This window comes from Streptomyces sp. NPDC127108, assembly GCF_042677545.1.
GTDB lineage: Bacteria > Actinomycetota > Actinomycetes > Streptomycetales > Streptomycetaceae > Streptomyces.
Genome location: NZ_JBHXTE010000083.1, coordinates 1 through 19,408, shown reverse-complemented (window position 1 = coordinate 19,408; position 19,408 = coordinate 1). Strand labels below are relative to the sequence as shown.

The window sequence follows — 19,408 nt, the reverse complement described above, 5'->3', positions numbered from 1 at the left end:
GGGTGAGGGCACGGCCCCGTCGGCGCGCTGGGATGTCCGGGTGGCCGAATACAGGAGCACGAATCCGGTCGGCGTGGCACTGTTCCTGCCACGCCTCACGCTGAGGGTTCTGCGTGCGGGCACCGACGCCCTGCTCCGCGAACTCATCTCCGCCGTGGTGGAGCGGATCGACCTGGACGCCCTCGTGTCCCGCGTGGACGTCAATCGCGTGGCCGACCGCGTCGACGTCAATCGCGTCGCCGAGCGCGTGGACGTCAACCGCGTGGCCGACCGCGTCGACGTCGTCCGCGTCGCCGACCGCGTCGACGTCAACCAGGTCGCCGACCGCGTCGACGTGCGGGCCGTGGTCGCTCGCGTCGACCTCGTCCCGCTGACCCTGGAGGTCCTCACCCAGATCGACCTCGGCCGGATCGTCCGGGACACCGGCGGCGGCATGACGAAGGAGACGCTCGACGCCTTCCGTGAGCGGAGCATGCGGGCCGACCGGATGGTGAACCAGGTGGCCGACCGGCTGCTCCGCAGGAACGGCACCGTGCGCGCCAGTGGGGAGGGTGGGACCGGGTCGCCGACCGGGAAGCCGACGTGACGGCGGCCGGACTCGGACCGCGCGCGGCGCGGGGAGGTCCGGCCGGACTCGTGTCCCGCGCGTTCGCCGCCCTCATCGACGCCCTCGTCGTGGCCGGGCTCGGACTCGCCGCCCAGCTCGGCGGCGGGGCGGCGCGGCTCCTTGTGTCCGGGCCGCCCTTCAGCGTTCCCGACCCGCCCGCCTGGCTCACCGCGGTGTCCGGCTCGCTCATCGCCGTCCTGTATCTCACGTCGGGCTGGGGCCTGGCGGGCCGTACGTTCGGGGACCAGGCCCTCGGGCTCCGCGTCGTCGCCCGGTCGGGGCGGCGGCTCGGGATCGGGCGCGCCCTGCTGCGCGCCGTGCTGTGCCTGCTCTTCCCGCTCGGGCTGCTGTGGGTCCCCCTCAGCCGGCGGAGCGCGTCCGCCCAGGACCTCGTCCTCGCCAGCGCGGTGATCCACGACTGGGTGCCGCGGCGCGGGCGGCCGTCCTCATGACCCTGGTCGGAGCGAGGTGGAGGACGGGTCGCCCACGGCCGGGGTGATGCGGGGCAGGCGGGTGGCGGCGGCGAGGCCGACGAGGGCCGCGAGCGCGAGGGTGGCCATGGCGACCACGTAGGCATGGTCGCTGAGGTCGGCGACGAGGATGGTGCCGGCGATGGCGGTGCCGAAGGAGGAGCCGAGGTTGGAGACGCTCCGGGACAGGCCGGAGATCTCGCCCTGCTCGTCCTCGGGGAAGGCGGATTGGACCACGTTGACGGACGGGGTGAGCATCACGCCGAGGCCGAGGCCGATCAGCAGCAGGCCGGGGGCGAACGCCCAGTTGCTGGGCGATCCGGCGACCAGCGCGATCAGGACGCCGATGCCGACGACGGCGAGCGCGAAGCCGCTCATGATCAGGGTCCGCTGGGACCGCCGTTCGGCGAGGCGTTCCGCGGCGAGCGAGGAGACGAGCAGCCCGAGCGTGGCGGCGGTGAAGATGACGCCGGTCTGGATGGCGTCGTGGCCGCGTACCACCTGCAGGTAGGTGGCGACCGTGAACGAGGTGCCCATGAGCAGCAGCCACTGGGCGTTCTGGGTGATCAGGCCGAGGTTGGAGGTGCGGTTGCGGAACAGGCCGGTGGACAGCAGCGGTTCCGCTCCGACGCGTTCCTCTCTGCGGATCCAGTGCCCGAACCCGGCCAGCACGAGGCAGCCGACGGCCAACAGGGCGAGCATCAGCCACAGGTTGTTGTCGGCGGCCAGGATGCCCATGACGATCAGGACGAGCCCACCGGCGGACAGGACGGCGCCGCGGACGTCGAAGGGGCGCGAGGGGTCGGGCGGCAGCGGGTCGGCGATCGTACGGCTCAGCACGATGATCAGCGCGACCACCAGGGCCTGGAAGGCGAACGCGGCACGCCAGCTGATCGTGGTGGTGATCAGCCCGCCGATCAGCGGCCCCGCGGCCGCGCCGACGCCACCGGCGGCCATGATGACGCCGAACGCACGGGCCCGGGAGGTCAGTTCGGTGAAGAGCAGCGTGGTGAGGACGTAGACCGGGGGGATGAGCAGGGCCGTGCCGATGCCTTCGAGGACGGAGTAGCCGAGGATCAGCACGCCGAGTCCGGGGGCCGCCGCGCAGAGGCTCGCGCCGACGCCGTAGACGGCCAGGCCCGCGAGGAAGCAGCGTTTGCGGCCCACGCGGTCGGTCACCTTGCCGCCGGGGATCATCAGCGCGGCCATGACCAGCAGGAACATGGTGATCGCGATCTGCACTCCCTGAACGGTGGTGTCCAGGTCGTCGCCGATGTCGTTGATCATCACGTTCATGTTGGACCCGGCGAAGCTGCAGATGAACTGCGCGAGGGCGAGCGGTGCCAGTACGCGCTTGCCGGCACCCGGCCGGCCGCGGTCGGCGTGTCCCTTGCCGGCGGCATCCTCGGTCACGGGGCCTGGCCTCTCTCTGCGGCGGGCGGCGGATCGTCGGGCCCGCGTGGGTGTACGCGCACCCCGGACGGCGTCGGCTCCTCCTCCCGAACGCCGCCCGGGGCCCCCGCCGTGGTCAGTCGTGGGCGGATTCGACGGCGAGTACGTGCGCCGCCCACGCGTCCAGGTCCACGAAGAGCCCGGGGCCGGTGAGCTCGCTTCCGGCCCGCTGGTATCCGGAGCCGTCGAGGATGTCCGTCAACCGGGTCTCCGTCGCGGCCAGTTCGTCCCACGGCAGCCGGACCCTGCCCTGCGCCCGGTGCCCGGAGAGGTTGACGACGACCAGGAACCGCCCGCCGGGACCGGACCAGCACCACGCCACGAGGTCCCGGTGGCTGGGGTTGTCCGGCCAGCCCTCGGCGGCCAGCAGACGCCACTGTCCGCCGCGCATCCCGCTCTTGTGGACCTGGGCCAGCAGCCGTTCGTGGAAGGCGCGCAGGTCCGTGTCCGGCGGCTCGTCGGGGCGCCGGTCGAGGAAGACGGGCAAGTGTGTGCGCCGGGCCGTGAACTGCCCCTCGTGCCACATCGTCGCGCCCGGCAGCGTCGCGATCACGATCGCCGCGGCGCGCTCCTTGGCCGGATGGAGCGTGTGCGCGGCCCGGGGTTCGTCGTGGTTCTCCAGGAAGCGCACGAGGCGGCGCTGGTACACCTCGTCGGCCGCCAGGTGGTGGCGGACGGACTCGGGGCTCTCGTGCAGCAGCCGGTCGTAGAGGCGCTTGTCGTAGCAGAAGTCGAACCCCTGCTGCTGCAGGGCCCATTCGAGGTCCCAGTACGCCTCGGCGACGAAGACCATGCCGGGGTGGCGGCGCCGGACGGCGGCGACGACCGTGGGCCAGAAGTCGTCCTGCGGAGCGGCTCCCACGTGCTGTCCCCAGGTCCGGGCGAAGACGTCGTTCATGAGCAGCATCGCCATGTCGCAGCGCACCCCGTCGCAGACCCGGCCGATGCGGGCGAGCAGGTCCGCGGTCGCCTCGCGCAGCTCCGGCGCGAAGGCGTTGAGCTGCACCACGTCCGGCCACGGCGGGAAGAAGGGGTCGCGGCCCCGGGCGAGGACGGCGGTCCCCGTGTCGAGGAACGCCGCCGGGTCGCGCCGGAGGTCGTCGGCGGTGCCGCGCACGAAGTACTCGGGGTGCTCGGACACCCAGGGGCTGTCGGGTGCCACGTGGTTCGGGACGTAGTCGAGCAGCAGCCCGATGCCCCGGCGGTCCAGCTCGGACCGGGCCGCGGCGAGGCCCTCGTGGCCGCCGAGCATCACGTCCGCCTGGTAGCCGCGGACGCAGTACGGCGATCCGGCGATCTCCTCGTCGGCGATGTCCGGCACGGCCCGGGTGAAGGCGGCGCGCAGCGACGCGTCCCGCAGGGCGATCTCCCGTCCCTGCGGGCTGCGCTCCCAGACGCCCATCAGCCAGACGGCGTCGACGCCGTGCGGTGTGACCTCGTCCCAGGCGTCCTTGGGCACGTCGCCGAGTCCCACGGGGCGGCCGGTGCGGCGCTGCACCTCGCGGAGCCACACCCGGGTGTTCACCTCGAGGACGACCGGCTGTGCGGGCAGTGCGGTCATGGCCTGTTCCTCCTTGAGGGCCCGCCCAGGAAGTCCCCCGGCTCCACGGTCCCGAAGAGCTTCATCAGGGCGGCGACGAGGCCGGTCCAGCCGGTCTGGTGAGAGGCGCCGAGCCCCGCTCCGTTGTCGCCGTGGAAGTACTCGGGGAACGTGATCAGGTCGCGCCAGTGCGGGTCGCTCTGGAACTGCTCCTGCCCGCCGTACACGGGCCTTCGTCCGTTCTCGTCCCGCAGGAAGGTGCGGGTGAGCCGGTCCGCGATCTCCTTGGCGACCTCGAACAGGTTCTTGCGGTCGCCCGACCCTTCCGGGCACTCGACGGTCAAGTCGTCGCCGTAGAAGGCGTACAGGTTCAGCAGGCCCCGGATCAGGAGGGCGTTCACCGGGAACCACACCGGACCGCGCCAGTTGGAGTTGCCGCCGAACATCCCGGTGTCCGACTCCGCGGGCAGATAGCCGACCTGGTACTCCGCACCGTCCACCCAGAAGCGGTACGGGTGCTCGGCGTGATGGCGGGAGAGGGCCCGGATCCCGTACGGACCGAGGAACTCGTCCTCGGAGAGCAGCCGGGACAGCACTCGCACGAGCTTCTTCTCGTCCACGACGGAAAGGAGCCGCGGTCCGCCCTCGACGCCCGCGCCCGCCGAGGCGAGCGTGACGGACAGCGAGGGGTGGCGGTCGGCGAAGCGGCGCAGCCGCTCGCCGAGGCCGGACACCCGTGCGAGCTGGTGCGGCTGGAAGACGGTGGACGCGCACAGCGGCAGCAGGCCCACCATGGACCGCACCTTCAGGCGCACCGCCTGTCCGTCGGGCAGGCGCAGCACGTCGTAGTAGAACCCGTCCTCCTCGTCCCACAGCCCGTCGTCGAGGTCGCCGACGCGGTCCATGGCGGCGGCGATCCACAGGTAGTGCTCGACGAACTTCAGGATCAGGTCCTCGTACGCGGGGTTGTGCTCGACCAGTTCCAGGGCGATCTGGAGCATGGACTGGCAGTACAGGGCCATCCAGGCGGTGCCGTCGGCCTGTTCCAGCTGGCCGCCGGTCGGCAGCGGGGCGCTGCGGTCGAAGACGCCGATGTTGTCGAGGCCGAGGAAGCCGCCCTGGAAGACGTTGCGGCCGCTCGGGTCCTTGCGGTTGACCCACCACGTGAAGTTCGTCAGGAGCTTCTGGAAGGAGCGCTCCAGGAACTCCAGGTCGGCGTGTCCGGTGCTGAGGTGCTCCATCGTGTAGACGAAGTAGGCGGCCCAGGCGTGCACGGGCGGGTTGACGTCGCCGAAGTTCCATTCGTAGGCGGGGATCTGGCCGTTGGGGTGCAGATGGGTGCCGCGCAGCAGCAGTTCCAGCTGCTCCTTGGCGAAGTCGATGTCCACCGCCGACAGGGCCACGGCGTGGAACGCCAGGTCCCAGGCGGCGAACCAGGGGTACTCCCACTTGTCGGGCATCGAGACGATGTCGTCGCAGACCATGTGGAACCACTCACGGTTGCGCACGCCGGGCCGCGGCAGGCTCCAGGGACCCAGTCCGTGTTCGGACAGCCAGGTCTCCAGGTCGAAGCCGTAGTACTGCTTGGTCCAGATCATCCCGGCGAGTGCCTGGCGCAGCACGCGGGCCTCGTCCTCGCCCGCGCCCTTCGGGGTGAGCTCCCGGTAGAAGGCGTCGGCCTCGTCGATCCGGTCACGGAAGACGGTGTCGAAACCCTTGGCCAGGGACAGTTGCGAGCCCGCGGGGGCAAGCCGCAGCCGGAGGGTCTCGGAGCCGCCCGCGGGGATGGTCAAGGTGTGGTGCGCGGCCGCCTTGGTGCCCTCGAGCGCGGGGTTGACGGCGGTCTCGTCCCCGTCGACCACGGCACGGCCGATGCCGTCCTTGACGTACGGTGAGGCGTTGGGCGAGCCGAACAGCCGCTCGTCGTTGGTCTCGTTCTCCGTGAACATCAGCGGCGCCGGGACACCCACGCGCAGGTCGTAGCCGCCGAGTTCGGGGTGTTCGGCCCTGATGGTCGCGGTGCCGAGCGGCCCGTCGACCGCGCTCATCCGCGGCTTCTCCGCCCCTTCGGTCCACGACCAGGTGTTGCGGAACCAGAGGGTCGGCAGCACGTGCACGGTGGCCTCGTCGGGGCCCCGGTTGTCGACGGTGATCCGGACCGCGACGTCGTCGTGCGCGGCCTTGGCGTACTCGACGGTCACGTCGAAGTACCTGCTCTCGTCGAAGATCCCGGTGTCGAGCAGCTCGTACTCGAACTCCTGCCGCCCGCGGGCCTGGTTGACGGCCAGCAGGTCGTTGTACGGGAACGAGGCTTGGGGGTACTTGTACAGGTACTTCAGGTAGGAGTGGCTGGGCGTGCCGTCGAGGTAGAAGTAGTACTCCTTGACGTCCTCGCCGTGGTTGCCCTCGCCATTGGTGAGTCCGAAGGCGCGTTCCTTGAGGATGGGGTCGCGGCCGTTCCACAGCGCGAGGGCGAAGCACAGGCGCTGCTTCTCGTCGCAGATGCCGCCGAGTCCGTCCTCGCCCCAGCGGTAGGCGCGCGAGCGGGCGTGGTCGTGCGGGAAGTACGCCCACGCGTCGCCGTTGGTGCTGTAGTCCTCGCGGACGGTCCCCCACTGGCGTTCGCTCAGATAGGGGCCCCACAACCGCGACCGGCCCTCCTCGTCCCCACGCGGGCCGATCCGCCCGGTGCTCGCCTTGCTGCTCATGCGGTACCTCCTTGCTGCGGGCTCACCGGAGGACCGCCAGTTTCGGAGCCGCTCCCGGGCCGCGCCTCACCTTTCGCGGGTGAGCCGCCGCCGCGCGCGAGGAGCGTGACGGTGACCTCGTAGACGGTGAGCACCACGGCCACCGCCAGGAGCCCGGCCCAGGACGAGAGCAGCAGCGCGACCAGGGCCGCGGCGACGATGCCCACCGTGCGGAGCACGTCGGCGTGCGCCTGGATCCAGGGCCGGGGTCCGGCTCCCTCGGAGACGCGGTGGCCGGCGCGGGTCGCGAAGCGGGCGGCGGCCCGGGCTCCTTGGGCCGTGTGTCCGCGCACGGCCACGGGCAGCCGTCCGGGTCCGACGAGGTAGGCCACGACCGCGACGACGATGCCGATCCACAGCAGTTGGTCGCCGCGCTCGCGCAGGGTCGTGAAGATCGTCCACATCGCGGAGCGCACCCCCTCGCGGTAGACACCGGGCGTCACCTGGCCGAGGACCTGGTCGCGCACGCCCCGCAGCACGCTGGAGAGGACCGTGACCGTCACCACCAGCCAGAGGCCGAGCTGCAGCAGGGTGCGACGGCGGTTCGGGGAGATCCACAGCGCGACCCCGAGCAGCAGCGGCACACCGATGACCAGGGCCACCACCGCGCGCTTGAACAGCAGCACCATCTCCTGCAACTGCCCGAGCTCATGCCGGTCGTAGAGCGTGATCTGCCCGAAGTCGTCCGGCAGCGACACCCCGAGGGCCTTCTCGATCCGGGCGTGCAGCTCGGGGGGTATCTCTCCGGAGGACAGCGTGGGCAGGTCGAGCTTCTTGTCGAACAGCGTGGGGAGCCTGCTCTCCAGGGCGGTGAGCGAGTTGTTGACCAGGGGCAGCAGGTTCAGGGTGACCTTGTCGCCCTCGACCCGCACGTCCTCCCTGCGGTTCTCCAGGAGGGCCACGGCGCGTTCGTGGGCGATCCGGTTGGTGGCCCGCCACAGGTCCTGGAACCGCTCCGTCTCCATGAGTCCGGAGATGATGTTCTGCAGGTGGTCGCGGGTGGCCTTGGACACCGGTGCCGCGAGGAACGACGCGCGCGCGGGCAGGGCTTCGCGTACCCGCTGCTCGACGTCGACGCGGTCGAACACCTCCCTGGTGATGTACGTGGAGACGGCCGCGTTCACGTCCGGGTCCTCGGGCAGCGGCCCCACGGTGGCGACCCACCGGTCCGTGTTGAGCGTGGTCCGCGCTCCCCACACCCCGACGACCGAGGTGACCGCGCACACGGCCACCAGGGCGATCAGTACGGCGGCGACGGCGCGCCGCACCGCGAAGACCCGCTCCCGGCGCCGCCGTTCGGTGCCCGCCCGGTCCCGCAGGGTCTCCACCTCCGCCCGCAGTCGCGCCAGCTCCGCCTCGGTCGTGGTGTCCGTGCCGGACGGGCCATCGCCCGCCGCTTCCTCTGGGGCCATGGGCGTCACACCTCCGCGGCCACCGTGAGGCAGGTTCGGCGCCGGTCCCTCACCTGCGGCGGGTGACGCCGGGCGGCTCGGCTTGCGGGGAAATGGAGCCGGTCGCGACGAAGGGAGACACCATGGGCAGCATCGGACCTGTCCAGCTACTTGCCGTCGAGTTCGGCCCCGACACGAAGTTCGAGGGGCGCATCGTCGAGGAACTGGAGATTCTGGAGGCCAACGGCCAGATCCGCGTCCTCGACATGCTCTTCGTGAAGAAGGGGTCAGGCGGGAACCTGTTCACCCTCGACTACCAGGCCGAGGACATGGGCGACACCGTCGCCGCGCTGCTCGGCATCCCCCGCGAGCTCCTGTCGGGAGCGGAGAACAACGCTCCGTCGCTCTCCGGGGAGAACGCCTTCGGCCTCACCCTCGGTGAGATCAGGGAACTGGCCGAGCGCCAGGCCCCGGGCACGTCGGCGGCGTACGTCCTGCTCGAACACGTGTGGGCCAAGTACTTGAGGACCGCGATCCGCGACGCGGGCGGCGTCCCCGTCGCCGAGGGGTTCCTCACCGAAGAGGCCCTGGAGCCGGTCGCCGTGGAGCTCATCGCCGCGGCACAGCGGCTCGGCGAACCCCCCGCCCCACCTTCCGAACCGGGCCGGACGGCCCGTGGCAACAGGAGGTCCTGATGGCCGAACTCGTCGTGCTCGGATTCTCGGACAAGGAGAAGGCCGAGGCCGTCATGCGGCTGAGCAAGGAACTGTCGCACCAGGAGCTGCTCGACCTGGAGGACGCGGCGCTCGCGTGGCGCACCTTGGACGGCAAGATCCACGTGCGGCAGAGCTACAGCACCACCGCGACCGGCGCGGCCGGCGGCGCGCTGTGGGGCACGCTGTTCGGCCTGCTGTTCCTGATGCCCGTCTTCGGTGCGGCGGTGGGCGCCGCGACCGGCGCGGTCGCGGGCAAGCTCACCGACATCGGCATGAACGACGCCTTCGTCAAAGAAGTGGCGAGCACCCTCGAACCAGGCCGGGCGGCCGTGTTCGCCCTCGTACGCCGCTCTACGCCCGACCGTGTACGCGACGCACTGCGCCCCTTCAGCCCCGTCGTCCTGCGCACCTCGCTGACCAGGGACCGGGAGGAGGAACTTGTCGCCGCCCTCCGGGAGCAGCCGCCGCCGACGGAGCCCGGTCCCGGACGCAAGCGCGCATAAGATCGCCCGGTCCGGAATTTCACCCGGGTGAGACGGCATCCCCGGCGGATGCCGTCTCGCCGGTCGGCAGCAGACTTGGCTGTGCCTCACCACCCTCCTCCGAGAGCGAGGTGGCGCCATGGACAAGTGCGCGTGCGGGAAACAGAACGGCTCCGTTCCGGCATCCCGGGTGACCCTGCCTCCGCTGCCGAAGTGGCTCGTCCCGAGGCCCCGGCTCACCGAACGCCTCTCCCGGGGCGTCCTCGGTTCACTGACCGTCGTCGTGGGGCCCGTGGGCGCGGGGAAGTCGGCGCTCGCGGTGGAGTGGGCGCACACAGGACGGGCCCCGGGCCCGGTGGCCTGGGTGACCTGTGACGGCCGTGAGGAGGAGCCCGAGGTCTTCTGGCCGCGGGTGCTCGGCGCGCTGCGCGAGGCGGGCGTGGACCTGCCGGGGCTGGACACGAGGACCGCCGGGCCACTCCTTGTGGCCGGCCTCTCGACGCTGCTCGTGGCGCGCCGGGAGCCGGTGGTGCTTGTCCTCGACGACTTCCAGCCGGAGCCGGACTCCCCCGTCGCCGAGGGCGTGGTCGACCTGATGCGGCACACACCGGACGTGCTGCGGCTCCTCGTGCTGTCGCGCCGGGACCCACCGCTGCGGCTCCACCGCCACCGGCTCGTGGGCGACCTCACCGAACTGCGCACCGCCGACCTCGCGTTCGACGACAGCGAGGCGGACGCCCTGCTTGCCCAGCACGGCGTGGAGGTGCCGAGGTCGGTGCTGAGCGCCCTCAGGCAGCGCACGGACGGATGGGCGGCGGGGCTGCGTCTGGCCGCCATGTCGATGGAGCACCATCCGCAACCCGCGCAGTTCGTGGCCCGGTTCGCCGGTGACGACGAGTCCGTCGTGACCTACCTGGTCGAGGAGGTGCTCGACGTACAGCCCCCGGCCATGCGCCATCTCCTGTTGACGACGAGCATCCTGGACCACCTGAACGCGGAGCTGGCCACCGCGCTCGCGGGCCCCGACGCGGGACGGCACTTCACCACGCTCGTGCGGCAGAACTCCTTCCTGCAGTCCGTCGGCCAGGGCTGGTTCCGCTGCCACCAGATGTTCGCGGACGTGCTGCGGGTGAGCCTGCGCCACGAGAGCCCGGGGCTCGTCTGCGACCTGCACCGCACCGCCGCGGCCTGGCTGGCCGAACACGGCCTGCTCCGCCAGGCGGTGGAGCACGCGCTCGCGGCGGAGGACTGGGACTACGCCGGCCGTCTGATCGTGCACCGGCTCGCGATCGGCCAGGTGCTCGGGCTCACCTCCGCGCGGCTCCCGGACGCCCTGTGCGCGCGCGGCCCCGCGGGAGCGACGGCCGGTGAAGCCGAGTCGGCGCTCGTCACCGCGGCCGCCGCCGCGGCCCGGGCGGACGCGCCGGCCTGCGCCGAGGCGCTCGGGCAGGCCACCGAGCTGATCTCCCGGCTCCCGGAGGACGGCGACGACCGCGCCCTGAGGTGCCGCCTCTGCCACGCCGTGGTGCGCATGGCCTTGGAGCAGGGGCGCGACGTGGAGGCGGCCCGGATCGCGGCGGGCGAGGCCGACGCCCTCATCGCCCTGCTGCCGCCCGAGGCCCTGGCGGACCGTCCGGAGATCAAGGCGCTCACCCTGATCGTGCGGGGCCGTGCCGCGCTGCGCAGCGGCTCACCGAAGGCCGCGGAGGCCGCTCTCACCGGCTGCCTGAAGGCGGCGGGGGCAGCGGGGAACGGCGTCCTGCGCCGGGACGGCCTGGTCGAGCTCGCGCTGCTCGAAGCGCTGCGCGGACGGTTCCGCGCCGCCGGCGAGTTCGCCGCGCACGCGGACCGGCCGCCGCTGCCCGCCTGGACCCCGTCCGCGCGGTCCAGGAGCACCCAGCTCGCCGTGCGCGCCTGGGTGGACCTCGCACGCGGCGAACCGGGCCCCGCGCGCCGCCATTTGGCCCAGGCGCGGGCGGCGCTGCGGGGGCGGCCCGACACCTTCACCTCAGGGGTCGCCGACCTCGTCGCCGGGCTCCTCACCGCGGCCGAACGCGGGCTGACACGGGTCCCCGACGCCCTCGTCGCCGCCACCTCGTCCTGGCTGCCCCCGGGGCTCAGGCAACCCGTGGAACGGGCCTGCGCGGTCTGTCTCAGCACGCCCTGCGGGCGGGTGCGGCGCCCCGTGCCCGGCCACGACCTCGCCCCCGCGCCCCCGGTCGAGCAACTCAGCCCGCGGGAGCGCGACGTGCTGGAGCGGCTGGCGCAGATGATGACGACCGAGGAGATCGCGGAGGACATCTATCTCTCCGTGAACACGGTCAAGACCCATCTCAAGAGCGTCTACCGCAAGCTGGCGGTGACCCGGCGATCCGCCGCGATCCGGCGAGCCGTCGAACTGCAGCTGCTCCGCCCGACCGGGTTCGAACCGCCCAAGGCGGGCGCGACCCGCACCTGAGCGCCCCTCGTCGCTCCGGAGACGCCGGAGACGAGGGCTGCCCCTACAGGAGCCCCAACGCCCGCGCGCGGCCGAGCGCTTCGGGCCGTGAGTGCGCCCCGAGCTTGCGGTACAGCGCGCGGGCGTGGCTCTTGACGGTGTTGTGGGAGATGAAGAGGTCGTCGGCGATCCGCCGCAGCGACAGGTCGTCCTGAAGGCGCTGGAGCACCATCAGTTCACGCTCCGTCAACGGTTCCGCGGACGGCACCGGACCGGGATCCGTCCCGGTCCGGCCGTTGTGGGGCAGCGAGGCAAGCACGGCCGACGCCTCCTCGACCAGTGCGCCCGCGCAGCCCGGATCGTCCAGGTCCTCCGCGATGCGCACCAGGACGTCGGCGAGCCACATCAGGCAGGTGACGGCCGCCGTCTCCTCTTCGTCCGAGTCACGTCCGAGACCGCGCAACTGCCCGTACAGCGTGGACGCGCAACACGGGTCCCCTGGGCGGGAACGCGGGTGTCGGCGGCTCTCTTGGGTGCGGGACAGCACAGGCATGTCCGCCACCTCCTGTCGGCAGACGGTACACACCCAAATTGCGCACTCCGGGCGGCGCCGGGAAGGGGCTTTACGGTCCATTTATATGGGCTGTCCGCCACTCCCGGCCCCTCCCGAACCAGCCGTCCCCTCAGGGCAGTCGACGCACTTCGAGCAGTTCGAGTCCGAGCGCCTGGATGCGGTCGAGGATGCCGTACAGGGCGCTCTGGTCGAGGTCGACGCCGTACAGCACCGTCTCGGCGGGCCGCAGCCGCACCGTCACCTCACCGAAGGCGGACCGGAAGCGCTCGCCGATCCGGCCCCGGACCCGGATCTCGAAGTCGCCACTGCCGGACGGCACCCCGGGCCGGTCGCTCCCCGGGCCCGATTGCGCCCCGTTCATGGCGTCACCTCCGCACCGGCGTCGCTGACACGGCTCATTCTTCCGGAGCGGGCGCGGACCGCCTCACCCCGTCGGGGTGACAGCGGCCCGCCCGCTCCCCAGACTCATCCGCTGCGGGTGAACCGGAACCGGCGGCGAGGGACCATGCTCCGGCTCACCGAAGTGGAGGTCCAGACATGGCCGAACAGACTTCGCCGGGTCAGACCCGGCACAACGCACCGGAGTCGGAGTCCTCGCGTGTGCGGCCGCTCGCGCTCGGCGGCGTGGTGTTCGCCGTGTGTGTCCTGGCGATCATCGGTTCCTACCACGCGATCGTAGGACTGGCGGCGATCATCGACGACGACTACTACGTGACCCTGAACAACTACATCTACGAGTTCGACATCACGGCGTGGGGCTGGTTCCACCTGATCTCCGGCGTCGTGATCCTCGCGGCCGCTTTCACGATGTTCAGCGGCCGCATGTGGGCGCGTGCCGTCGGTATGGCGGTCGCGGGTCTCAGCGCGCTGGAGAACTTCTTCTTCACTCCGTACGCCCCCGTGTGGTCGGCGATCATCATCGCGCTCGACGTGCTGGTGATCTGGTCCCTCGCCATGTACGGGCGGCCGGTGGCGCACAAGGTGTACGGAGCGCCGATGTAGGTCCGCCAGGGCGGTGGGCAGAACCGGCTCAGCGAGGCGGCGCCTGCTTCAGGGTGTGCGCCGACGCCAGGGCCAGTCTGCCGACGAGCCGCCAGTCGACCGGCGGCCGGGCCTTGCGGAGGCCCGGCCGCTGTCGCGGTACGAGCACCCGCAGGGCCCGCGGCCGCAGCTCGCAGCGGACCGGGGTGCGCAGCACCAGCGCCTCACCGTCGACCCCGACCGGGATCCGCTCCTGGTCCGCGTCGACCACCACCGCCGTCGCCGTCGCCCGCGTCAGGCCCGCGGCGCGCCGCCCCCGCAGCAGCCCGGCGGCATGCGCGGCGCTGGTCACGTTGACGCCGACGCACCCGAGCACGCCGTCGTCCATGCGGGCGCGGCGCCCCAGTCCGGCGATGTCACCGGTGCCGTAGGAGTTGTTGCTCACCAACAGGGCCTGCGGCCCGGAGAAGGTGGTGTCATCGGCACGGGCGGTGAGGTACGCGCCCTTGTGGCCGAGGAGCAGGTCGGGGAGGAGTTCGAGGGTGGTGCGGGTCTTGCCGTCGCGGTACGCGGGGCTCTGGACGACCTCCGCGTAGGCGCCGAACGACACGTTGTTCACGAACGGACGGCCGCCCGCCCTGCCGATGTCGACGTGCAGCTCCACGCCGTCGCACAGGGCGTCGAGGGCCTTCGACGGGTCGTCACGGTCCAGGCCGAGGTCGAGCGCGAAGTGGTTGCGCGTACCGGCCGGGATCACCAGGAAGGGGAGCCGCAGGTCGGCGGCGACATCGGCGACCAGTGCCTGGGTGCCGTCGCCGCCCGCGACCCCGAGGAGATCGGCGCCCTCGGCCGCGGCCTTGCGCGCCATCTCCGCCACGTCCGTCTCGCCCCGCCACTCCAGGAGCAGGACCTCCGCACCCAGGGTCTCGGCCTTCTCGCGCAGGGCGAACCGGCGCACCTTGCCGCCGCCGGAGCGGGGATTCATGATCAGCACGGGGTGCTGGACCTCGGGTGCCGGATGTTCGGGCATCAGATCCGGCTCGTCGTGCCGGGCGACGGCGGCCCGCCCGGCGCCGAGCGCGGCCAGCCAGAGCGCGACCGCCACAACGGCGACCCACACCAGGTCGGCCCTGGCGTACTCCACGAGGACCCACAGCGGGGCCGCCAGGGCGAGCAGCAGGGCGAGCAGCCGCAGCAGACCCCGCTGGCTCAGGCCCCACCAGATCGCGGCGGCGGTGAGCGCGAGACCGGCGAGGCCGACGGCCAGAAGCCCGAAGGTCCGCATTCCCGCGAACACGGCTGGAACCAGGACCACTCCGGCGGCCGCGGCCAGCGACACGCGCGCCAGCCATCGCCGCCCCCGCATCGTCGGTTTCATGGGTTCACGGTGCAGGCCGGTGTCCGGTCCCGCATCACCCCCGGAAGGTGATCCGCACGCCGGGCGCGGACCCGGGGCACGCCGGACGCGGGACCGGGCCCGTTCTCACACCGCGGGGGTGACTCCATCGGGCCCGCGCGGCCTCATCGTGGCCCTCCTGGAGGGAGGCCCTCATGTCCGAAACCAAGCACGCGCACGCCACTCCGGAGGAACGGGCCGCGCGCGGAAGGGCCGCGCGCACGCTCGTCCCGCGGTCGAGCCACGCGGAGTTCGCACCGGGAGCGGACCGGCCGGACCCGGTCGAGGTGATCGAGCGGCAGTCGGCGAGCCGGGTCCCGGAGCTGGTGCCGATCCGGTACGGGCGGATGCTGGAGTCGCCCTTCCGCTTCTTCCGCGGGGCGGCCGCGCTCATGGCGCAGGATCTGGCCGGTACACCGGCGAGCGGCATCAGGGCCCAGCTGTGCGGGGACGCGCACATGCTGAACTTCCGGTTGCTCGCCTCCCCGGAGCGGCATCTGATGTTCGACATCAACGACTTCGACGAGACCCACCCGGGACCGTGGGAGTGGGACGTCAAGCGGCTGTGCACGAGCCTGGTGATCGCGGGCCGCGGCAACGGGTTCAGCGGGCGGGAGCGGGCGGGTGTGGTCCGCGAGACGGCGCGCGGGTACCGCGAGGCGATGGCCGACTTCGCCGGGATGCGCAACGTGGACGTGTGGTACAGCCGGATCGACGCGGACGAGCTGTACGACGTGCTCGCCGACGAGTTGCGGCCGCGGACGGCGCGGCGGCTGTCGCGGACGCTCGACAAGGCGCGCACCCGCGATCACCTCCAGGCCCTCGACAGGCTGTCCCACGTGGTCGGCGGCGAGGTGCGCATCACTCCGGACCCGCCGCTGGTGACCCCCTTGGACGAGCTGATGCCCGACGTCGAACGGGAGCGCCTTGAGGGGCAGTTGCGGGCCCTCGTCGAGGGCTACGGGCACAGCCTCGCGGCGGACCGCAGGACGCTGCTCGGCCAGTACCGCGTGGTCGACATGGCCCGCAAGGTGGTGGGCGTCGGCAGCGTCGGCACTCGTTGCTGGATCATCCTGCTGCTCGGCCGGGACGACCGGGACCCCCTCTTCCTGCAGGCGAAGGAGGCGCAGGACTCGGCGCTCGCGGACTTCACCGAACCGAGCGGGTACGCGCACCAGGGCGAACGGGTGGTCGCCGGGCAGCGGCTGATGCAGGCCACGTCCGACATGTTCCTGGGATGGGAGCGGGTGACGGGCCTGGACGGGCGGCAACGCGACTTCTACGTACGCCAGTTGCGTGACTGGAAGGCGATCCCCAAGGCGGACACCATGGCGCCGGACGTCATGCGGCTGTTCGGCAGGCTGTGCGGAACGACGCTGGCACGCGCCCACGCACGCTCCGGCGACCGCATCGCCGTCGCCGCGTACCTCGGGCAGTCCGACTCCTTCGACCGGGCGGTGGCGCGGTTCGCCGAGGCCTACGCCGACCAGAACGAGCGCGACCACCGGGCGCTGGTCGAGGCGGAGCGGGACGGGCGGATCACCGCGGTGTCAGCCTGAGGGCGGGTCCGGCGCCCCCAGCCGGCGCCGGACGGACTCGTCGTGGGCGAGCACGTATCCGACGGCGGTGCCGAGCACCACGACGACGAAGAAGACGATCAGCCAGGAGAGCAGGGTGAAGACGGAGCCGAGCGCCCCGTACCGCTCGACTCCGTGCTCCAGCGCGCGCGGCAGCCACAGCGCGGAGACCCCGGAGAACACGACCACGCCCACGCCGGTGAGCAGCGCTCCCGGCAGCAGCGGCAGCCAGGCCACGCGTCCGGCGAGCAGCAGGTGCTGGCTCCACCACCACAGCAGGACGGCGGCGGTCAGCTCCAGTGCCACGCCGGCGGCCGGGCCCGCCCCGAACGCCGCGTGCATCGCCCCGCGCAGGACGAGGATGACGACCCAGACGACGAGCCAGCACGCCCAGCGCCACACCATGACCCGCACGTCCGCCCGGGGCAGGTGCCAGGTGCGCTCGCACAGCCGCTGCAGGGCCCGGGTGAAGGCCGTGGCGGACAGCAGCGCGATCAGCACGCTGGCCGCGCCCCAGCTGTAGTGGGTGCGCTGCGCGCCCGCGAACACCTCGTCGACCGGTGTGCCGAGGGATCCGCCGCCGGCGAACGTGGCACGCAGGGAGCGCAGGAGTTCCCGCCGAACGGGGCGCGGGCAGAAGGAGGCGACCGCGATCAGCATCGGGAGCGCGGCCAGGAACGCCTGGGCCGCGAGCCGGGTCGCGGTGTCCAGGATGTTGACGTGCACGAGCTGATGAACGACGCGGCCCGTCAGCGACCGGGCGGTGCGGGCGCTCGCCATGACGGTGCCCTCTCGCAGCGGGGAAGTCCTGACCGCGCACCATCGCGCCCGCCCGGGCGGCGCGCGTCGCCTGCCACGGGTGACGCGCCGGGGGCCGTGCCCCGCTCCCCGCGCCCAAGTTCAGTGCGCCACCAGGGCCTTGACGGCGACGAGGACAAGGCCGAGTGCCAGGTGGACGACCGCTTCGGCGAGGAGCCGAGGGCGCGTGGCACCGGCGCGCGCCGCGCCGACGGAGGCCCAGGCCACCTGCTGGGCCACGGCGGTGCCGAGGGCGACCCAGCCCGTGGCACGCGTGTCCACGCCGAGCAGCGCGCAGACGGCGACGGCGGCCGCGGGCAGCGCGGCGGCCTGGACGATCGGCCACTCGCGCACGGCGGCCGACCGCACCGCGCGCCGCCCCCCGGGCTCTCCGGCGGCCCGCTCGCCGACCAGGTGCGCGTAGACGTGCGCGGCCCAGAACACCAGGCCCGTGACGACGAGAAGGAGCACGAGCCGCAGGCGGGGGTAGTCGCCGACGCTGCCCGCGGTGGCCACCACCGAGGCGGCGAGCAGGGAGCCGTACACCGCCCCGGCGCAGTCCGCGCCGGGGTGCTCGTGCGACCGGGGGTGCGCCGGAGCCGGGGACATGTTCTTCATCCGGCGGCCTCCCCCCGTGAGCGCGGATCACCTTCCAGGGGTGATACGGGGCGGTGAGCCGTCCGCGAGGGTGTCGCCATCGGATCGACTGGAGGTGTGCTGTGGACGACTACCCGATGCTCGGCATCTTCTGGACCATGCTGATCTTCTTCTTGTGGATCATGTGGTTCCTCATCGTTTTCCACGTCATCGTGGACATCTTCCGCAACGAGGACCTCAGTGGTCTGGCCAAGGCGGCCTGGCTGCTGTTCGTGCTCGTGGTGCCGCTCCTCGGCGTGGCCATCTATCTCATCGTGCAGGGCAAGGGGATCAGCCGCCGCACCGGCCGCCGCGGCTACCAGGGCGCGTCCGACCTCGGCCCGTACCCGGTGGCCACGTCGTCGACCAGCGGCGACGTCCGGGAACTCGAACGGCTCGCGGAACTGCACCGGTCGGGAGCCCTGTCCCAGGCGGAGTTCGAGCATGCCAAACACAGGTTCCTCGCCTACTGAGCCCGGAACGCGGCGACGGCGGACTCGAGAGTGGGAAAGAAGTGGTCCGGGTCGATGGTGCGCGTCAGTCCGTACCGCTCGATCTTGTGCCGTACGGGGTCCTTGAGTTCGGCGAAGACGAGGTGGACACCGCGGGCGTTCAGGGCCTCGTCGAGTTCTTCGAGCACGTCCGCGGCCGTGGTGTCCACGTCGGTCATCGGTTCGGCCGCGAGCACGATCCACCGCGGCCGCGGGTCCGAGCGGGCGAGCCGCAGCACCTCGTCGCGGAACGTCTTGGCGTTGGCGAAGAACAGCGGGGCGTCGAAGCGGTAGATCACGAGGCCGGGCACGTGCTCGGCCTCGGGGTAGGAGCGGACGTCGTGGTAGCCCTCGATGCCCCGCACCCGACCGAGGACCGTGTCGTAGGGCCACCACGCCCGCCGGAAGACGTTCAGGACGGACAGGGCGACCGCCAGGCCGATCCCGGGCAGCACGCCGAGCAGGGCGACCCCCAGGAACGCCGCGATCGACAGCAGGAACTCCGCCTTGCGCTGCCGCCACAGCCGCACGGTCCCGGGAATGTCGGCGAGGGACAGGGAGGCGGTGATGACGACCGCCGCGAGGACGGGCTGGGGCAGATGGCGGAACAGGCCGGGCACGAGCACCAGCATGAGGATGATCAGGGCCGCGCCGACGACGCCGGTCAGCTGCGTCCTCGCCCCCGCCCGCTCGGCCACGGCCGTGCGCGACCCGCTCGTGCTGACCGGGAAGCCCTGGAAGAGCCCGGCGGCCAGGTTCGCCGCGCCGACCCCGGCCATCTCCTGGTTGCCGCGCACCTCCTGGCCGGTGCGGGCGGCGAAGGCGGAGGCGTTGGAGATGGTGTCCGCGAGGGACACGACGGCGATGCCGAACGCTCCGGCGGCCAGGGGTGCGAGGTCGTCGAGGCGCACGTCGGGGACCGTCAGCGGGGGCAGCCCCTCGGGCAACTCGCCGACCAGGGAGACCCCGTGCTCCCCCAGGTCGAAAGCGGTGGTCGCGGCGATCGCCGCGACCACCGCGACGAGCACCGCGGGGACCTTCGGCAACCAGCGCTGGCGCACCACGCTCCGCGCGATCCCGGCGGTGCCCACCACGGCCGCCGCCGCCCCGACC

The 19,408-nt window shown here is 72.4% G+C and carries 18 protein-coding genes; 8 read left to right on the top strand and 10 right to left on the bottom strand.

Annotation, left to right across the window (positions count from 1 at the left end):
• Positions 1-586: hypothetical protein (locus ACFVHO_RS39675; protein ID WP_385725398.1), on the top strand; the 586-nt coding region annotated here is incomplete at its 5' end.
• Positions 587-636: 50 nt separating this feature from the next.
• Entirely contained in the window at positions 637-1,059 is a 423-nt protein-coding gene (locus ACFVHO_RS39670; protein ID WP_385725397.1) for an RDD family protein, read from the top strand.
• On the opposite strand, the gene ACFVHO_RS39665 is transcribed toward ACFVHO_RS39670, so the two are convergent.
• The 4 genes from ACFVHO_RS39665 to ACFVHO_RS39650 all read right to left on the bottom strand — a co-directional run bounded on the left by ACFVHO_RS39665 (position 1,054) and on the right by ACFVHO_RS39650 (position 8,228).
• Positions 1,054-2,490, bottom strand: a complete 1,437-nt coding sequence (locus tag ACFVHO_RS39665) for an MFS transporter (RefSeq protein WP_385725396.1) — start codon at positions 2,488-2,490, stop codon at positions 1,054-1,056. The two genes, ACFVHO_RS39670 and ACFVHO_RS39665, sit on opposite strands and share 6 nt — an antisense overlap.
• Before the next feature lie 115 nt (positions 2,491-2,605).
• Positions 2,606-4,090 carry an alpha-amylase gene (locus tag ACFVHO_RS39660; protein WP_385725395.1) on the bottom strand — a complete coding sequence of 495 codons (1,485 nt, stop codon included), beginning with the start codon at positions 4,088-4,090 and terminating at the stop codon, positions 2,606-2,608.
• Complete coding sequence (locus ACFVHO_RS39655; protein ID WP_385725394.1) at positions 4,087-6,777, bottom strand: glucosidase; 2,691 nt, start codon at positions 6,775-6,777, stop codon at positions 4,087-4,089. The genes ACFVHO_RS39660 and ACFVHO_RS39655 overlap by 4 nt, the downstream gene beginning before the upstream one ends.
• Positions 6,774-8,228: a hypothetical protein gene (locus ACFVHO_RS39650; RefSeq protein WP_385725393.1), complete on the bottom strand. Its 1,455-nt coding sequence runs from the start codon at positions 8,226-8,228 to the stop codon at positions 6,774-6,776. The genes ACFVHO_RS39655 and ACFVHO_RS39650 overlap by 4 nt, the downstream gene beginning before the upstream one ends.
• A gap of 122 nt (positions 8,229-8,350) precedes the next feature.
• Here ACFVHO_RS39650 and ACFVHO_RS39645 point away from each other — a divergent pair, with 122 nt between their 5' ends.
• The 3 genes from ACFVHO_RS39645 to ACFVHO_RS39635 all read left to right on the top strand — a co-directional run bounded on the left by ACFVHO_RS39645 (position 8,351) and on the right by ACFVHO_RS39635 (position 11,863).
• Positions 8,351-8,902, top strand: coding sequence for a DUF1269 domain-containing protein (locus ACFVHO_RS39645; protein WP_385725392.1), 552 nt, complete (start codon positions 8,351-8,353; stop codon positions 8,900-8,902).
• The gene (locus tag ACFVHO_RS39640) at positions 8,902-9,426 is read left to right on the top strand and encodes a DUF1269 domain-containing protein (protein WP_385725391.1); all 525 of its coding nucleotides are present in this window, start codon (positions 8,902-8,904) and stop codon (positions 9,424-9,426) included. Before ACFVHO_RS39645 ends, ACFVHO_RS39640 begins: the two co-directional genes overlap by 1 nt.
• A 118-nt stretch (positions 9,427-9,544) precedes the next feature.
• The gene (locus tag ACFVHO_RS39635; protein ID WP_385725390.1) at positions 9,545-11,863 is read left to right on the top strand and encodes a LuxR C-terminal-related transcriptional regulator; all 2,319 of its coding nucleotides are present in this window, start codon (positions 9,545-9,547) and stop codon (positions 11,861-11,863) included.
• 43 nt (positions 11,864-11,906) lie between these two features.
• Here ACFVHO_RS39635 and ACFVHO_RS39630 read toward each other — a convergent pair whose 3' ends face one another.
• Positions 11,907-12,305 (bottom strand): LuxR C-terminal-related transcriptional regulator, encoded by a 399-nt coding sequence (locus ACFVHO_RS39630; RefSeq protein ID WP_385725389.1) that lies wholly within the window; start codon positions 12,303-12,305, stop codon positions 11,907-11,909.
• A 220-nt stretch (positions 12,306-12,525) separates the two neighbouring features.
• Complete coding sequence (locus tag ACFVHO_RS39625) at positions 12,526-12,777, bottom strand: hypothetical protein (protein WP_385725388.1); 252 nt, start codon at positions 12,775-12,777, stop codon at positions 12,526-12,528.
• Positions 12,778-12,953: 176 nt separating this feature from the next.
• Here ACFVHO_RS39625 and ACFVHO_RS39620 point away from each other — a divergent pair, with 176 nt between their 5' ends.
• Entirely contained in the window at positions 12,954-13,418 is a 465-nt protein-coding gene (locus ACFVHO_RS39620) for a hypothetical protein (protein WP_385725387.1), read from the top strand.
• A 28-nt stretch (positions 13,419-13,446) separates the two neighbouring features.
• Here the strand turns inward: ACFVHO_RS39620 and ACFVHO_RS39615 are convergent, their stop codons facing one another.
• Positions 13,447-14,775: a diacylglycerol/lipid kinase family protein gene (locus ACFVHO_RS39615; protein ID WP_385725386.1), complete on the bottom strand. Its 1,329-nt coding sequence runs from the start codon at positions 14,773-14,775 to the stop codon at positions 13,447-13,449.
• 173 nt (positions 14,776-14,948) lie between these two features.
• Between ACFVHO_RS39615 and ACFVHO_RS39610 the strand changes: the two genes are divergently transcribed.
• Complete coding sequence (locus tag ACFVHO_RS39610) at positions 14,949-16,352, top strand: DUF2252 domain-containing protein (protein ID WP_385725385.1); 1,404 nt, start codon at positions 14,949-14,951, stop codon at positions 16,350-16,352.
• On the opposite strand, the gene ACFVHO_RS39605 is transcribed toward ACFVHO_RS39610, so the two are convergent.
• Both ACFVHO_RS39605 and ACFVHO_RS39600 read right to left on the bottom strand, forming a co-directional pair.
• Positions 16,344-17,150, bottom strand: coding sequence for a YhjD/YihY/BrkB family envelope integrity protein (locus ACFVHO_RS39605; protein WP_385725384.1), 807 nt, complete (start codon positions 17,148-17,150; stop codon positions 16,344-16,346). The two genes, ACFVHO_RS39610 and ACFVHO_RS39605, sit on opposite strands and share 9 nt — an antisense overlap.
• 120 nt (positions 17,151-17,270) lie before the next feature.
• Complete coding sequence (locus ACFVHO_RS39600) at positions 17,271-17,786, bottom strand: hypothetical protein (RefSeq protein WP_385725383.1); 516 nt, start codon at positions 17,784-17,786, stop codon at positions 17,271-17,273.
• Positions 17,787-17,887: 101 nt separating this feature from the next.
• Between ACFVHO_RS39600 and ACFVHO_RS39595 the strand changes: the two genes are divergently transcribed.
• Positions 17,888-18,277 (top strand): SHOCT domain-containing protein, encoded by a 390-nt coding sequence (locus ACFVHO_RS39595; protein ID WP_385725382.1) that lies wholly within the window; start codon positions 17,888-17,890, stop codon positions 18,275-18,277.
• Here ACFVHO_RS39595 and ACFVHO_RS39590 read toward each other — a convergent pair.
• Positions 18,271-19,408: SulP family inorganic anion transporter (locus ACFVHO_RS39590; RefSeq protein WP_385725381.1), on the bottom strand; the 1,138-nt coding region annotated here is incomplete at its 5' end. The two genes, ACFVHO_RS39595 and ACFVHO_RS39590, sit on opposite strands and share 7 nt — an antisense overlap.